Source organism: Streptomyces albireticuli, from assembly GCF_021228125.1.
GTDB lineage: Bacteria > Actinomycetota > Actinomycetes > Streptomycetales > Streptomycetaceae > Streptomyces > Streptomyces albireticuli.
Window position 1 is genome coordinate 120361 of sequence record NZ_JAJQQS010000022.1, and the last position, 15467, is coordinate 135827.

General features: G+C 71.9%; 16 protein-coding genes. 14 read left to right on the forward strand and 2 right to left on the reverse strand.

All coding sequences use genetic code 11. The annotated features are described in order from the left end of the window. Positions 1-141 precede the first annotated feature (141 nt). Together LUZ64_RS31550 and LUZ64_RS31555 are read left to right on the forward strand one after the other, a co-directional pair. Complete coding sequence (locus tag LUZ64_RS31550; protein ID WP_232390455.1) at positions 142-1305, forward strand: ferrochelatase; 1164 nt, start codon at positions 142-144, stop codon at positions 1303-1305. 15 nt (positions 1306-1320) lie between these two features. Further along, positions 1321-2118 carry an inositol monophosphatase family protein gene (locus tag LUZ64_RS31555; protein ID WP_095584216.1) on the forward strand — a complete coding sequence of 266 codons (798 nt, stop codon included), beginning with the start codon at positions 1321-1323 and terminating at the stop codon, positions 2116-2118. Between the two features lie 125 nt (positions 2119-2243). On the opposite strand, the gene LUZ64_RS31560 is transcribed toward LUZ64_RS31555, so the two are convergent. Continuing rightward, on the reverse strand, positions 2244-2411 hold the full coding sequence (locus LUZ64_RS31560) for a hypothetical protein (protein ID WP_170116915.1): 168 nt from the start codon (positions 2409-2411) through the stop codon (positions 2244-2246). A gap of 320 nt (positions 2412-2731) precedes the next feature. Here LUZ64_RS31560 and LUZ64_RS31565 point away from each other — a divergent pair, with 320 nt between their 5' ends. The 4 genes from LUZ64_RS31565 to LUZ64_RS31580 all read left to right on the forward strand — a co-directional run bounded on the left by LUZ64_RS31565 (position 2732) and on the right by LUZ64_RS31580 (position 6157). Beyond that, positions 2732-3385 (forward strand): response regulator transcription factor, encoded by a 654-nt coding sequence (locus LUZ64_RS31565; protein ID WP_087925872.1) that lies wholly within the window; start codon positions 2732-2734, stop codon positions 3383-3385. A gap of 6 nt (positions 3386-3391) precedes the next feature. After that, positions 3392-4660 carry a sensor histidine kinase gene (locus LUZ64_RS31570; RefSeq protein WP_232390456.1) on the forward strand — a complete coding sequence of 423 codons (1269 nt, stop codon included), beginning with the start codon at positions 3392-3394 and terminating at the stop codon, positions 4658-4660. A gap of 398 nt (positions 4661-5058) precedes the next feature. Further along, entirely contained in the window at positions 5059-5355 is a 297-nt protein-coding gene (locus LUZ64_RS31575; protein ID WP_087925870.1) for a DUF4193 domain-containing protein, read from the forward strand. A gap of 13 nt (positions 5356-5368) precedes the next feature. Continuing rightward, the gene (locus LUZ64_RS31580; RefSeq protein WP_095579342.1) at positions 5369-6157 is read left to right on the forward strand and encodes a hypothetical protein; all 789 of its coding nucleotides are present in this window, start codon (positions 5369-5371) and stop codon (positions 6155-6157) included. A 19-nt stretch (positions 6158-6176) separates the two neighbouring features. Here LUZ64_RS31580 and LUZ64_RS31585 read toward each other — a convergent pair whose 3' ends face one another. After that, the gene (locus LUZ64_RS31585) at positions 6177-6620 is read right to left on the reverse strand and encodes a DUF3093 domain-containing protein (protein ID WP_095579341.1); all 444 of its coding nucleotides are present in this window, start codon (positions 6618-6620) and stop codon (positions 6177-6179) included. A gap of 59 nt (positions 6621-6679) precedes the next feature. On the opposite strand from LUZ64_RS31585, the gene LUZ64_RS31590 reads away from it, so the two are divergent. The 8 genes from LUZ64_RS31590 (at position 6680) to LUZ64_RS31625 (ending at position 15448) form a co-directional block, all read left to right on the forward strand. Next, positions 6680-7264 (forward strand): PaaI family thioesterase, encoded by a 585-nt coding sequence (locus LUZ64_RS31590; RefSeq protein WP_095579340.1) that lies wholly within the window; start codon positions 6680-6682, stop codon positions 7262-7264. Continuing rightward, entirely contained in the window at positions 7261-7773 is a 513-nt protein-coding gene (gene dut / locus LUZ64_RS31595) for a dUTP diphosphatase (protein ID WP_095579339.1), read from the forward strand. The genes LUZ64_RS31590 and dut overlap by 4 nt, the downstream gene beginning before the upstream one ends. Position 7774: 1 nt before the next feature. Further along, on the forward strand, positions 7775-8551 hold the full coding sequence (locus LUZ64_RS31600; RefSeq protein WP_095579338.1) for a DUF3710 domain-containing protein: 777 nt from the start codon (positions 7775-7777) through the stop codon (positions 8549-8551). A gap of 302 nt (positions 8552-8853) precedes the next feature. Then, entirely contained in the window at positions 8854-8943 is a 90-nt protein-coding gene (gene kdpF / locus LUZ64_RS31605; protein ID WP_087925864.1) for a K(+)-transporting ATPase subunit F, read from the forward strand. An 8-nt stretch (positions 8944-8951) separates the two neighbouring features. Beyond that, a complete protein-coding gene (gene kdpA / locus LUZ64_RS31610; protein WP_095579337.1) occupies positions 8952-10643 on the forward strand; it encodes a potassium-transporting ATPase subunit KdpA in 1692 nt (563 codons plus the stop codon). Next, positions 10640-12754 (forward strand): potassium-transporting ATPase subunit KdpB, encoded by a 2115-nt coding sequence (gene kdpB / locus LUZ64_RS31615; protein WP_095579336.1) that lies wholly within the window; start codon positions 10640-10642, stop codon positions 12752-12754. Before kdpA ends, kdpB begins: the two co-directional genes overlap by 4 nt. 7 nt (positions 12755-12761) lie before the next feature. Then, entirely contained in the window at positions 12762-13409 is a 648-nt protein-coding gene (kdpC, locus tag LUZ64_RS31620; protein WP_095579335.1) for a potassium-transporting ATPase subunit KdpC, read from the forward strand. Between the two features lie 185 nt (positions 13410-13594). Continuing rightward, the gene (locus tag LUZ64_RS31625) at positions 13595-15448 is read left to right on the forward strand and encodes an NAD-binding protein (protein WP_095579334.1); all 1854 of its coding nucleotides are present in this window, start codon (positions 13595-13597) and stop codon (positions 15446-15448) included. Positions 15449-15467: the final 19 nt, after the last annotated feature.

Here is a 15467-nt window from a genome sequence, read left to right on the forward strand (position 1 = left end):
CATGGCACGGGGCCCGGGCGGGGCGGTGCGGCTACGGGACGTCCGTAAGGGATGTAAAGGGCTTATACAGCTTACGGGCGAGCGTGTGTGCGGCGCACGGCCATTTCCTGCCGGTCAGGGCAGGGTGGCAGGATCGGACGCATGTCGGACCAGTCAGCAGACCAGCCAGCAGACCAGCAGGCACCCCCGTCGGCAGCCGCGCCGTACGACGCCCTGTTGCTGCTCTCCTTCGGCGGCCCCGAGGGCCCGGACGACGTCGTCCCGTTCCTGGAGAACGTCACCCGGGGGCGCGGCATCCCCCGCGAGCGGCTCAAGGAGGTCGGGCGGCACTACTTCCTCTTCGGCGGCGTCAGCCCGATCAACGACCAGAACCGCGAACTGCTCGACGCCCTGCGCAAGGACTTCGCCGAACAGGGCCTGGACCTGCCCGTGCACTGGGGCAACCGCAACTGGGCGCCGTACCTGACCGACACCCTGCGCGAGATGACGGCCGCCGGACACCGCCGCGTCCTGACCCTGGCCACCAGCGCCTACGCCTCCTACTCCGGCTGCCGCCAGTACCGCGAGAACCTCGCGGACGCCCTCGCCGCCCTGGAGGCCGAGGGCCTGACCCCGCCGCGCGTCGACAAGCTGCGGCACTACTTCAACCACCCCGGCTTCGTCCGGCCCATGGCCGAGGCGACGCTCGCCGCGCTCGCCGGGCTGCCCGAGGACGTACGGGCCGGCGCGCACCTGGCCTTCACCACGCACTCCATCCCCACCGCCGCCGCGGACACCTCCGGGCCCGCCGAGGGCCACGGCGACGGCGGCGCCTACGTCGCCGAGCACCTCGACGTCGCCCGGACGATCGCCGAGGCGGTCCGCGAGCGGACCGGCACCGAGCACCCCTGGCGGCTCGTCTACCAGTCGCGCAGCGGCGCCCCGCACATCCCCTGGCTGGAACCCGACATCTGCGAGCACCTGGAGAACCTGCACGGCGAGGGCGTGCCCGCCGTCGTCATGGTCCCCATCGGCTTCGTCTCGGACCACATGGAGGTCAAGTACGACCTCGACACCGAGGCCACCGCCAAGGCCGCCGAGCTGGGCCTGCCCGTCGCCCGCGCCGCCACCGTCGGAGCCGACCCGCGCTTCGCCGCCGCCGTCCGCGAGCTCGTCCTGGAGCGCGCCGCCACCGAGCGCGGCGAGCGGCCCGAGCGCTGCGCCCTCGGCGCCCTCGGCCCCTCCCACGACCTCTGCCCCGTCGGCTGCTGCCCCGCCCGGGCCCCCCGCCCGGCCGCCGCCGGCGCCGACAGCCCGTACGCCTGAGGAGCCCCCGCACCCATGAACCCCCTGAAGGCCGAACTGCTCTCCGTCGCCCTGGAGGCGGCCGCCCGCGCGGGCGCGCTGCTGCGCGACGGCCGCCCGGACGACCTGGGCGTGGCCGCCACCAAGACCAGCCCCATCGACGTCGTCACCGAGATGGACCTCGCCGCCGAGAAGCTGATCACCGACTTCCTGGCCGAGCGCCGCCCCGCCGACGGGGTGCTGGGCGAGGAGGGCGCCAGCACCGCCGGCACCAGCGGGGTGCGCTGGGTCGTCGATCCGATCGACGGCACGGTCAACTATCTGTACGGGCTGCCCTCCTGGGCCGTCTCCATCGCCGCCGAGATCGACGGCGAGACGGCCGTAGGCGTGGTCGCCGCCCCCGTACGCGGCGAGACGTACCGCGCCGTCCGGGGCGAGGGGGCCTTCGCCGGTGACCGCCCGCTGCGGGTCCGCCCCGCCCCCGCCTTCGGCCAGGCCCTGATCGGCACCGGCTTCGGCTACCTCACCGAGCGCCGCGCCGCCCAGGCCGAGGTGCTGCGCGCGCTCCTGCCCGAGGTCCGCGACATCCGCCGCGGCGGCTCGGCCGCCATCGACCTCTGCGACGTGGCCTGCGGCCGGCTCGACGGCTACTACGAGCGGGGCCTCAACCCCTGGGACTACGCGGCCGGCGCCCTGATCGCCCAGGAGGCGGGCGCCCTGACCGGCGGCCGCCCCGGCGACCCGGCCTCGGGCGAGCTCACCGTCGCCGCACCGCCCGGCCTCTTCGAACCGCTCCAGGCCCGCCTGGAGGAGCTCGGGGCCTGGCGAGGCTGACGGCGGGGCCCAACCGGCCCGGCAGGCCCCGAGGCGGCCGCACAGACGGCACACGGACACCACAGAGCGCCCCCGTGCCGACCGGCACGAGGGCGCTCCGCTGCGTGGGATCGGCCCCTTACGGCCTAAGCGGCCGTGACCCGGACGCCGTGTTCGGCGGCCAGGCGGTGAAGGTCGTCCAGTGCGGCCTGCTCCACCTCGGCGAGGAAATCGTCGCCCGACCTACGGGCCTGGTCCAGGTCGGACCGGGTGGTCTCTATGCGCTGCAGAATGCCAGCGGTGAACGCGTCCATGGTGCTGCGCCCCCTCGTCGTGGGTCGATGGCACGGGGGTGTGCCGACGGCGAAACGATCACGACCGCCCCGGAAGCGGGGGTAACACGGCGTGCAGCCGCCAGGGCCGGTGTGATCGCGGGTGTGCAGACGTCTTCCCCACCGTGCTCCGCGCGGAAACCTGCCGTCACACGCCAATCCGGAATCCCGCCGGAACCGGGTGCTCACTGGCTGCCAGGAGCCCCTTACGGCCGGTTTACCGGCGTTGCAGGCAGGATGGATATACCCGGGGGACCCGGGTCGTCACGTGCCCACAGGGCTCAAAGGGAAGGAAGAACGCCGTGCGCGTACTCGTCGTCGAGGACGAGCAGCTGCTCGCAGATGCCGTCGCCACCGGACTGCGCCGGGAGGCCATGGCCGTCGACGTCGTGTACGACGGGGCCGCGGCTCTGGAGCGCATCGCCGTCAACGACTACGACGTCATCGTGCTCGACCGCGACCTGCCCGTCGTCCACGGCGACGACGTCTGCCGCAAGGTCGTCGAGCTCGGCATGCCCACCCGCGTGCTGATGCTGACCGCCTCCGGCGACGTCAGCGACCGGGTGGAGGGCCTGGAGATCGGTGCCGACGACTACCTCCCCAAGCCCTTCGCCTTCAGCGAGCTGACCGCCCGCGTCCGGGCCCTCGGCCGCCGTACGACCGTGGCCCTGCCCCCGGTCCTGGAGCGGGCCGGGATCAAGCTCGACCCCAACCGCCGCGAGGTCTTCCGCGAGGGCCGCGAGGTCCAGCTCGCGCCGAAGGAGTTCGCGGTCCTGGAGGTCCTCATGCGCAGCGAGGGCGCGGTCGTCTCGGCCGAGCAGCTGCTGGAGAAGGCCTGGGACGAGAACACCGACCCGTTCACCAACGTCGTCCGGGTCACCGTCATGACCCTGCGCCGCAAGCTCGGCGAGCCCCCGGTCATCGTGACCGTGCCCGGCTCGGGATACCGGATCTGATCAGCCGTGCCCTCCACACCCCCCGCCGCCCCGGCCCCGCCGGCCGGCTCCCGGCCCACGCCGCCCAAGCCCAGCTGGGACCCCCGCCAGCCGGTCGTACGGCCCTTCCCCTGGCTGCGCCCGACCATCCGGATACGCCTCACGCTGCTGTACGGCGGGATGTTCCTGATGGCCGGGGTTCTGCTGCTGACGATCATCTATCTACTGGCCGCCCAGGCCCTGAACGTCGGCAGTGAACCGCTGATCAGGCTGGTCAACGGCAGTCGCGTCGAGGTGACCGGCAGTTCCTGCCCGCGCCTTCCCGGCGCGAGCACTCCGGCCGAGGCCAACGAGATCCTCAGTGCCTGCATGCAGCACCAGCGCGCCATGGCCCTCGACAGCCTCCTCAAGCGCTCCCTGCTCGCCCTGCTCGGCCTCGCCGTGATCGCCTTCGCCTTCGGCTACGCCATGGCCGGCCGGGTCCTCTCGCCCCTGGGCAAGATGACGCGGACCGCCCGCAGGGTCGCCGCCACGGACCTCTCCCGGCGGATCGAACTGGGTGGGCCGGAGGACGAGTTGAAGGAGCTCTCGGACACCTTCGACGAGATGCTCGACCGGCTGGAGCGGGCCTTCACCGCGCAGCAGCGGTTCGTGGCCAACGCCTCGCACGAGCTGCGGACCCCGCTGGCGATCAACCGCACGCTGCTGGAGGTGCACCTCTCCGACCCCGGCGCCCCGATCGAGCTCCAGCAGCTCGGCAAGACACTGCTGGCCACCAACGAGCGCAGCGAGCAGCTCGTGGAGGGCCTGCTGCTGCTCGCCCGCAGCGACAACGAGATCGTGGACCGCAAGCCCGTGGACCTCGCCGAGGTGGCCACCAGGGCGCTGGACCAGGCCCGCGCGGAGGCGCAGGGCAAGGGCGTGGAGCTGCGGGGCACCCAGGAGCCCGCGGTCGTCCAGGGCAACGGCGTGCTCCTGGAGCGCATCGCGCTGAACCTGGTGCAGAACGCCGTGCGCTACAACACGGACGACGGCTGGGTGGAGGTCACCACCCAGGCCATGCCGGGCCACGCGCTGCTGGTGGTCGAGAACACCGGGCCGGTCGTCCCGGCGTACGAGCTGGACAACATCTTCGAGCCGTTCCGCCGGCTGCGCACGGAGCGCACGGGGAGCGACAAGGGGGTGGGTCTCGGGCTGTCGATCGTGCGGTCCGTGGCACGCGCCCACGGCGGCCGGATCACGGCCGAATCACGTGAGGGAGGCGGATTGATCATGAGAGTGGTGCTGCCCACCTGACAGATTCTGCGAGAATGGGGCGGCTGCGGGTTCGCTTTGGGCGGAATTTTCACGGTCCGACCCTTGCTGTAGGCGTGTGTGATCGCTCACATGCGCAAACTTCAGGCCATCCACTCTCCGTGATCGGCGGGACCGGCGGAACGCCGGGAAAATGGGGGTTTCCGTTGGTCCTGATCACGGGAAGTACACGGGATGGCGTATCCGCATGCGGCTTTCGGACCGTGTACGGTCCGGTTCGCCACCCAACCCCATCACCTCTTCAGGTGTGCGGTTGGGTGTCGATTGAGTAACAGACCTTGATGTGAGGCAAAATCTCCGCCTCAGGTCGGGCACAAGTCCGGCCTCTCACGCGTTACGTGCGCTGGAGACACCGCAGACACCCAGAGGGGGAGAGCGACATGGCAACGGACTACGACACCCCACGCAAGACCGACGATGACGTCAACGAGGACAGCATCGAGGAACTGAAGGCACGGCGGAACGACAAGTCGGCGTCGACGGTCGACGTCGACGACTTCGAGGCCGCGGAGGGCCTGGAGCTGCCCGGCGCGGACCTCTCCAACGAGGAGCTGTCCGTCCGGGTCCTGCCCCGGCAGGCCGACGAGTTCACGTGCATGAGCTGCTTCCTCGTGCACCACCGCAGCCAGCTGGCCCGCGAGAAGAACGGCCAGCCGATCTGCCGCGACTGCGACTAGGACCGGGTCTGCCATGGCAGGCTCGACCCCGTTCCGGAAGCGGCGTTCCCGCCGGCCCGAGCTGACCAGCGGGCCGACCGGTGACGCCGCGCGGCAGGACGACACTGCCGGGGCCGTGGCCGGCACCGGCGTCGAGCGGGGCCGCACGGCCTCGCTCGCCGCGGCGGTCGGCCACGGCGCCAGAATGGGCGGCCGGGGGGCGCGGGCCGGTCTGACCGCCGTCGTCGACCGGATCATCGCGACCGCCCCGCGCATCCCGGTGCGCGACCTCGCGACCCTGCGCGAGCAGTTTCCCGGCCTCGGCCCGGAGGAGCTCGCGGACAAACTGGTGACCGGCGCCGCGAACGGCACGTCCACCGTCGGCGCCGGTGTGGGCGCCGCCGCGATGATGCCGGTCCCGCCCGCCATGCCGGCCGAGCTGGCCGCCGAGATCATCGGCGTGGCCGCCGTGGAGTTCAAGCTCATCGCCGAGCTGCACGAGGTCTACGGCGTGCGGGCCCCCGGCAGCGCCCGGCAGCGGGCCACGGCCTACCTCGCCGCCTGGGCCGACGAGCGGGGCATCGACGTCACCGCCCCCACCTCCGTCAACGCCGCCCTGGGCGGCCAGCTGAAGCGCGAACTGCGCCAGCAGATCCTCAAGCGCACGGTCCGCAATCTGCCGAGCCTCGCGCCGTTCATGGTCGGGGCCGCCGTCGGCGCGGTGATGAACCGCAGGGACACCAGGAAGCTCGCCGAGAAGGTGCGCAAGGACCTGCGCCGCAAGCAGGTGTCCTGGGACGCTCTGCCGCCCGGGAAGCCCTGAGGCTCCCCCGGGGCCTCGCTCAGGCCTTCACGGCCGCGAGAGCGGCCGTCAGACGCTCGGGAGAGCGTGTGGAGAGATAGACGTAGGGCGTCGGGTCGGCCGGATCGGTGATCTCGATCCGCACTGCGGTGGGCACATAGCCGCGCAGCAGCATGAACGCACGGGGGTCGGCCTTGTGCGTGCGCCAGGCGCGGGCCTCCTCCGCGTCCAGGGTCTCCGCCCGCCCCAGCGCCTCGACGGGGATCCGCGCGTCGCCCGCCAGCAGCGCGCCGCCCACCACGCGGATCCGCACCGACCCGTAGGCGCTCACGGCCACCGCGGCCAGCGCGCCGCCGCCGACGAGCCCGCCGACCATCGGCACGGGACCCAGCGGAAGCATGATCAGTCCCGTGGCGATACCGATGAGAACCGCGATGAACCACCAGGAACGGGGCGCGGTGAGGCGTTCTTCGTATCCCTGCATGGGCCCAAGCTTGACACGGACGGGACCGGGCCCGGCCCTCGCGGGTAAGGTCAGCCCCTGTGAGTGGAAGAACGACAGCGCTGACGCCCCCGGACGGTGCCGAGCCGCCCGTGCGGCACCCCGACGCGCCCGCGCCCGGTGAGGCCATCGGGGCGCACTACGAACACTGCTTCGGATGCGGCGGAGGCGTCCCGCACGGCCTGCACCTGGAGGCCCGCGCGGGCGAGGGCGTGAGCGTCACCGCCGAGTTCCGCGTCAAGGAGGCGCACCAGGGCGCCCCCGGCCTCGCGCACGGCGGGGTGCTGGCCACCGCGCTGGACGAGACGCTGGGCTCGCTGGGCTGGCTGCTGCGGGTGATCGCGGTGACCGGCCGGCTGGAGACGGACTACGTCCAGCCCGTACCGGTGGGCACCGTGCTGCACCTGGACGCGGCCGTCCACGCGGTGCACGGCCGTAAGATCTACGCCACGGCCACCGGCCGGATCGGCGGTCCCGAGGGCCCCGTCGCGGTGCGCGCGTCGGCGGTGTTCATCGAGGTCAAGATCGACCACTTCATCGAGAACGGCCGTCCCGCCGAGATCCAGGCCGCCCTGGCCGACCCCGACCAGGTGAAGGTCGCGCGAGCTTTTGAGGTGAATCCATGAGTCATGCGCCCAGCGGCGCACCCGTCGACGTGCTGATCCGCCGGGTGGACCCCGAGGTCCCGATCCCGGCCTACGGGCACCCCGGCGACGCCGGCTGCGACCTGGTGACCACCGAGGCCGCCGAGCTGCCCCCGGGGGAGCGCATGGTGCTGCCCACCGGGATCTCCATCGCGCTGCCCGACGGGTACGCGGCGTTCGTGCACCCGCGTTCGGGTCTCGCCGCCAGGTGCGGGGTGTCCATGGTGAATGCCCCGGGGACCATCGATGCCGGGTACCGTGGAGAGATCAAGGTGATCGTGGTCAACCTGGACCCGCGGGAGACCGTCCGGTTCGAGAGGTTCGACCGCATCGCCCAACTGGTCGTCCAGCAGGTCGAGAAGGTCCGCTTCCACGAGGTGGCGGAGCTTCCGGGCTCGGCACGGGCCGAAGGGGGCTTCGGGTCCACCGGTGGCCACGCTGCCGTGGGGAATGGATTCGCTTCGGTCGCCAGCGACCGGGAAGGACAGTGACGTGTTCGGTCGTCGCCGCAAGCGCAGCGAGGACGCCGTCGATCACATCGACGACGTGACCTCCGATGAGTCGGCAGAGGACACCCTCGCCGACGAGTCCGTGACGGACACCGCGGCCGCCCGGGTCCGGCTGGAGCCGGAACCGCGCCCCGACGGGCCGTGGGACCTCTCCGAGGTGCGGGAGGCCGGCGAGGGCCGGGTCGACCTCGGTGGACTGTTCGTGCCCGGTGTCGAGGGCATGGAGCTGCGGGTCGAGGTCGCCGGCGACGCGATCGTCGCCGCGACGGTCGTGCTGCGCGACAGCGCCGTGCAGCTCCAGGCGTTCGCCGCCCCCAAGCGCGAGGGCATCTGGCACGAGGTGCGCGAGGAGATCGCCTCGGGCATCACCCAGCAGGGCGGTGTCGTCGACGAGACGCAGGGCCCGCTCGGCTGGGAGCTGCGGGCGCAGGTCCCGGTGGCGCTGCCGGACGGCACGCAGGGCGTGCAGCTCGTCCGCTTCGTCGGCTGCGACGGCCCGCGCTGGTTCCTGCGCGGGGTGATCTCCGGCCAGGGCGCGGTGCAGCCGCAGACCGCCGGCCTGCTGGAGCAGATCTTCAAGGACACCGTCGTCGTGCGCGGCGACTCCCCGATGGCGCCGCGCGACCCGATCGTGCTGAAGCTGCCGGACGACGCCCAGATGGTGGCCGAGGGCCTCCAGCAGGACGACTCCGAGGGCTCCCGCTTCGCCGGTGGCGTGGAGCGTCTGGAGCGCGGTCCGGAGATCTCCGAGATTCGCTAGAAAGCGCTCGTCAAACGGCTGGATTACGCCGTTCCGCTGGGCCGGGACCCCGATCAGGGGTCCCGGCCCAGCGGCGTTTTCGCAGGTCCGGGACGTGTCCGTATGGATTCCGTCAAGGGCGCGCTAATGGCCGTAAGGGAGGCGTCAACGGGGCGTTCGTACGTTGATAAGAGCGGTTTGCTGTGGAGGTCCGTTACTGCCCGACCTCTCTAGGAGCACACGATGGCCGACGTGGCCTTCGTCGTCACCACGATCGCGGTATTCGCGTTGGTGGCTCTCGTCGCCAAGGGGGTGACGAAGCTGTGACCGCCGAGAACGTCGTCGGCCTGGTCGTGGCCGTCGCCCTGCTGGGCTACCTGATCCTCGCCCTCGTTTTCCCGGAGAGGTTCTGACCGCCGATATGAGCCCCGTCCTTTCCGGAGTTCTCCAGCTCACCGCCCTCGTCGCGGCGCTGGCCCTGGTGTACCGCCCGCTCGGTGACCACATGGCCCGCGTGTACAGCTCCGAGAAGCACCTGCGCGTCGAGAAGTGGATATACCGCTCGATCGGCGCCGACCCCGACGCCGAGATGCGCTGGCCCGCCTATCTGCGTGGCATCCTCGCCTTCTCGGTCGCCGGTGTCCTCTTCCTCTACCTGCTCCAGCGGATCCAGGGGGTGCTGCCCGAGTCGCTGTCGCTGGGCTTCACCGCGATCAGCCCGGACCAGGCGTTCAACACCGCGGCCTCGTTCGTCGCCAACACCAACTGGCAGTCGTACTCGGGCGAGCAGGCCATGGGCCACGCCGTCCAGACGCTCGGCCTCGCCGTGCAGAACTTCGTCTCGGCCGCCGTCGGCATGGCCGTGGCCGTCGCGCTCGTCCGGGGCTTCGCCCGCTCCCGCACCGGTGACCTCGGAAACTTCTGGGCCGACCTGGTGCGCGGCACCGTCCGCATCCTGCTCCCGATCTCGGTGATCGGCGCGCTGGTGCTCGTCGCGTGCGGCGCGATCCAGAACTTCGCCGGCATCCACGAGATCGGTCAGCTCACCGGCGGCACCCAGCAGGTGAACGGCGGCGCCGTCGCCTCGCAGGAGGTCATCAAGGAGCTGGGCACCAACGGTGGCGGCTACTTCAACGCCAACTCCGCGCACCCCTTCGAGAACCCGAACGCTTTCACCAACCTGTTCGAGATCTTCCTGATCCTGGTCATCCCCTTCGCGCTGACCCGGACCTTCGGCAAGCTGGTGGGCAACGTCAAGCAGGGCTACGCGATCCTCGCGACCATGGGCCTGATCTGGCTCGGCTTCACCGCCCTGATGATGTGGACGGAGTTCGCGCACCACGGCCCCGCGCTCCAGGCGGCGGGCGGTGCGATGGAGGGCAAGGAGCAGCGCTTCGGCATCGGTGGCACCGCGATCTTCGCGACGTCGACCACCCTCACCTCCACCGGCGCGGTGGACGGCTTCCACTCCTCCCTCACCGGCCTCGGCGGCGGCATCACGCTGCTCGGCATGATGCTCGGCGAGATCGCGCCCGGCGGTGTCGGCTCCGGCCTGTACGGCATGCTCGTGATGGCCGTGATCGCGGTCTTCATCGCGGGCCTGATGGTCGGCCGGACGCCCGAGTACCTCGGCAAGAAGATCGGCACCCGCGAGATCAAGCTCGCCGCCTGCTACATCCTCGTCACCCCGACCCTGGTGCTCGGCTTCACGGCCCTGTCGATGGCCCTGGCGACCCCGCCGGACTCCATCCTCAACAGCGCCGAGAACTCGGTGAACGGCAGCGGCGCCCACGGCTTCTCCGAGGTCCTCTACGCCTTCACCTCCGGCGCCAACAACAACGGCTCCGCGTTCGGCGGCCTCAACGCCAACACCCAGTGGTACAACACCACGATCGGCCTCGCCATGCTGCTCGGCCGGTTCGTCCCGATGGTGTTCGTCCTGGCGCTGGCGGGTTCGCTCGCCGAGCAGAAGCCGGTGCCCGAGACCGCGGGCACCCTGCGCACCGAGAAGCCGCTCTTCGCGGGCCTGCTCGTCGGCGCGATCCTCATCATCACCGGCTTGACCTACTTCCCGGCCCTGGCCCTTGGCCCGATGGCGGAGGGACTCTCATGAGCACGACCACCCCTGTCCGTACCGCCAAGGAAGGACCGGAGGAGACACCTCCGCACGGCTCCGAGGAGCACGGGCGCGTCTCCGGTGGCCTTTTCGACCCCGCGCAGCTGCTGAAGTCGCTGCCGGACGCGTTCCGCAAGCTCGATCCCCGGGTGATGGTGAAGTCCCCGGTGATGTTCGTGGTGCTGATCGGTTCGGTGGTGACCACCGGGCTGGCGCTGAAGGACCCGGGCTCGTGGTTCGGCTGGGCGATCACGGTCTGGCTGTGGCTGACGGTCCTCTTCGCCAACCTGGCGGAGGCGGTGGCCGAGGGCCGGGGCAAGGCCCAGGCCGACACGCTGCGCAAGGCCAAGACCGACACCGTCGCGCGTCGTCTGACCGAGGACGGCCGGGGCGAGGAGTCGGTGCCGGGCACCGAGCTGCGCGTGGGCGACCTGGTCGTCTGCGAGGCCGGCGACATCATCCCCGGTGACGGCGATGTCGTCGAGGGCGTCGCGTCGGTGGACGAGTCGGCGATCACGGGCGAGTCGGCTCCGGTGATCCGGGAGTCGGGCGGTGACCGCTCGGCGGTCACCGGCGGCACCAAGGTCCTCTCCGACCGCATCGTCATCAAGATCACCACCAAGCCCGGTGAGACCTTCATCGACCGGATGATCAACCTGGTCGAGGGCGCGGCCCGGCAGAAGACGCCCAACGAGATCGCGCTCAACATCCTGCTCGCCTCGCTGACCATCGTCTTCCTGCTGGCCGTCGTCACCCTCCAGCCCTTCGCGATCTACGCGGGCGCCGAGCAGACGATGATCGTGCTGGCGGCCCTGCTGGTCTGCCTCATCCCCACGACCATCGGCGCGCTGCTGTCCGCGATCGGCATCGCGGGCATGGACCGGCTTGTCCAGCGCAACGTCCTGGCGATGTCCGGGCGCGCGGTGGAGGCCGCGGGCGACGTCTCGACGCTGCTGCTCGACAAGACCGGCACCATCACCTACGGCAACCGCCAGGCCTCGGAGTTCGTGCCCGTCAAGGGCGTCACGGCCGCCGAGGTCGCCGACGCCGCCCAGCTCTCCTCGCTCGCCGACGAGACCCCCGAGGGCCGCTCCATCGTCGTCCTGGCTACGGGCAAGTACGGCCTGGACGAGCGCCACCAGAGCGAGCTCGTGGGCGCGGAGTGGGTGCCCTTCACGGCGCAGACCCGGATGTCGGGCGTCGACGTGGACGGCCGGAAGGTCCGCAAGGGCGCCACCGGCTCGGTCATCGCCTGGGTCGAGGAGCGCGGCGGCACCGTCGCCGACGACGCCCGCGCCCTCACCGACCAGATCTCCCAGGCCGGCGGCACCCCGCTGCTCGTGGCCCGGGAGGACGAGAAGGGCGCCCGCGTCCTGGGTGTCATCCACCTCAAGGACGTCGTCAAGGAGGGCATGCGCGAGCGGTTCGAGGAACTGCGCCGCATGGGCATCAAGACCGTCATGATCACGGGTGACAACCCGCTGACGGCCAAGGCCATCGCGGAGGAGGCCGGTGTCGACGACTTCCTCGCCGAGGCCACCCCCGAGGACAAGATGGCCCTGATCAAGCGCGAGCAGGCGGGCGGCAAGCTCGTCGCGATGACGGGCGACGGCACCAACGACGCCCCCGCGCTCGCCCAGGCCGACGTCGGCGTGGCCATGAACACCGGTACCTCGGCCGCCAAGGAGGCCGGGAACATGGTGGACCTGGACTCCGACCCGACCAAGCTCATCGAGATCGTCGAGATCGGCAAGCAGCTCCTGATCACCCGGGGCGCGCTCACCACCTTCTCGATCGCCAATGACGTCGCGAAGTACTTCGCGATCATCCCGGCGATGTTCGCGGTGGCCTACCCGGGCCTGGACAAGCTCAACATCATGAACCTGGCGTCGCCGGAGTCGGCGATCCTCTCGGCGGTCATCTTCAACGCGCTGATCATCGTGGCCCTGGTCCCGCTCGCCCTCAAGGGCGTGCGCTACCGGCCGATGAGCGCGGACAGCATGCTCCGGCGCAACCTCTTGATCTACGGACTGGGCGGCCTGATCTCCCCGTTCATCGGCATCAAGATCATCGACCTGCTCATCTCCCTCATCCCTGGCATCGGGTGACCCCTCCATGAACACTTCCGTAAGCGGTACGGCCCGGCTGGTGGTGGCGGGCCTGCGGGCCCTGCTGGTCCTCACGGTGGTCTGCGGCGTGATCTACCCGCTGGTCGTCACGGGCATCGCCCAGGCGGCCTTCCACGACAAGGCCAACGGCTCCGAACTCAAGGCCGGCGGCAGGTCCGTGGGCTCCGAGCGCCTGGGCCAGAGCTACAACCTCGACGCCAAGGACAAGGACGGCAACCCGCTGCCCGACCCGAAGTACTTCCAGCCGCGCCCGTCGGCGGCCGGCGCCAACACCGAGAACACCCGGTACTCGCTGGTGGTGACCGGTGCCTCCAACCTCGCCGCCGACAGCAAGGTCCTGCTGGGCAACGTCGAGCAGCGCCGCGCCGACGTCGCCGCGTTCAACGGCGTACGCCCCTCCTCGGTCCCGGTGGACGCCCTCACGGCCTCCGGCTCCGGCGTCGACCCGGACATCTCCCCGGCCTACGCCCGCCTCCAGGCCGACCGCGTCGCCAAGGCCAACCACCTCCCGGCGGCCGAGGTGCGCAAGCTGGTCGACAAGCACGTGGACGGCCGTGTCCTGGGCTTCATGGGCGAGGAGCGCGTGAACGTCCTCAAACTGAACATCGCGCTCCGGGAGCTGGCCAAGGGCTGATACGGCAGGGGTCCGCGGGGCGGCGACATGAAGTCGCCCCCGCGGGAACCGTGAGGACGGCGCGGGGCCGGGGCGTACACGCCCCGGCCCCGGCGCGTTTGCGGGATTCGAACGGATGGACAAGGCACTCTGTTGAGGTGGTCACTCTTCCTCAGCAGCCTCAAGTCGCGCCGAGCGCCCCGCACATGGTGGTGTGCGGTGACGACGGGCTCGCGCACCGGCTCGCCGCCGAGCTCTCCGGGGTGTACGGCGAGTGCGTCACCCTCGTCCTGCCGTCCGCGCGGGACGGGCGGCCGCGGCGGGCCGGGGCGGCGGCCGGGCGGGCCGCGGCGCTCTTCGGGCGGATGACCGGGGCCGTCGGCCGGGTTTCCGGGGCCAACGGCGGGTCCCCGGGGGGTGGCCGGAACGGCGCGGCCCACGGTCCGGTACGGATCGTCGAGGCCGCCGAGCCCGACGACGAGGCGTTCGCCGAGGCCGGCGTCGCCGACGCCACGGCCCTCGCGCTCGTCTACGACGACGAGACCAACATCCACGCCGCCCTCCGGGCCCGCCGCGTCAACCCCCGGCTGCGGCTCGTCATCCGCCTCTACAACCGCCGGCTCGGCCAGTACCTGGAGGAACTCCTCGACCAGGCGTCGCTGGGAGGCGGTGGCGAGGCGACCACGACCGTCCTGTCGGACGCCGACACCGCGGCCCCGGCCCTGGTGGCCACCGCGGTCTCCGGTCACAACAAGGTCGTCGAGGCCCGCGGCCTGGTCTTCCGGGCGGTGGAGCGGCCGCCGCTCGCGCCCGGCGCGAGCCCCGGTGCCGAAGTGGGCACCCTCGCCCTGCTGTCCGCGCCGGGCACCGACGGGGACGGCCCCGTCATGCTCCCCGACGAGCGCGCCGCCGCGGCGGCCACCGGCCGCAACCGGGTCGTCCTGGAGGCCATCCGCTACTCCGGGCCGCCACCGTCCCGGCTCGCGGCCCGCAGCCTGCCGCTGGGCTCCTTCTTCTCCCGGCGGCTGCGCTGGGCCCTGGTCTGGCTGACCGGTGCCGTCGGCGGGCTGGCCGTCGCCTCCTGGCTCGTCACCGGCGAGCACCCGATGCGCGCGGCCTACCTCTCGCTCCTCGACCTCTTCGCCATCAACGACCCGGCCATAGGGGAGGGCCTGGGCCGCCAGATCCTCCAACTGCTCTCCGGGCTGACCGGACTGCTGCTCCTCCCGCTGCTGGTGGCCGCCGCCCTGGAGGGGCTCGGCACCTTCCGCTCCGCCTCGGCGCTGCGCCGCCCGCCGCGCGGTCTGTCCGGCCACGTGGTGCTGCTCGGCCTCGGCAAGATCGGGGCCCGGGTGCTGGCCCGGCTGCGCGAACTGGACATCCCGGTGGTCTGCGTGGAGCGCGACCCGCAGGCCCGCGGCGTGGCGCTGGCCCGCTCGCTGCGGGTGCCCACCGTCATCGGCGACGTCACCGAGGAGGGCGTCCTGGAGGCCGCGAAGATCGGGCAGTGCCGCACGCTGATGGCGCTCACCAGCAGCGACGTCACCAATCTGGAGGCCGTGCTGTACGCCCGCGCGGTCCGGCCGGACGTCCGGGTGGTGATGCGGCTGTACGAGGACGGGTTCGCGAAGGCGGTCTACCGCACCCTGCGCGACTCCCACCCCCAGGGCCTGACCCGCAGCCGCAGCGTCAGCTACATGGTGGCGCCGGCCTTCGCCGCGGCCATGGTGGGCCGTCAGGTCCTGGGCGCCGTCCCGGTCGAGCGCAAGGTCGTCCTGATCGCCGAGCTCACGGCCGGCGCGCACCCCGGGCTCGTAGGCCGCCGGGCCTCGGAGGCCTTCGCGCCCGGGGCGTGGCGGGTGGTGGCCCTCGTCGAGGACCGCCCCGAGGCGGCCGGGCCGGGCGGGCCGGGGAGCCCGCACCCGGTGCTGGTCCCGGAACTGCCGCCCTCCTACGTCCTGCGCCCCGAGGACCGGCTGATCGTCACGGCGACCCGGCAGGGCTTCGCGGACCTGCTGGGGCGGCGTCCCGTGCCGCGCACCCGCTCGGATGTGGGCTGAAGAAGCGAAATGTCGGATT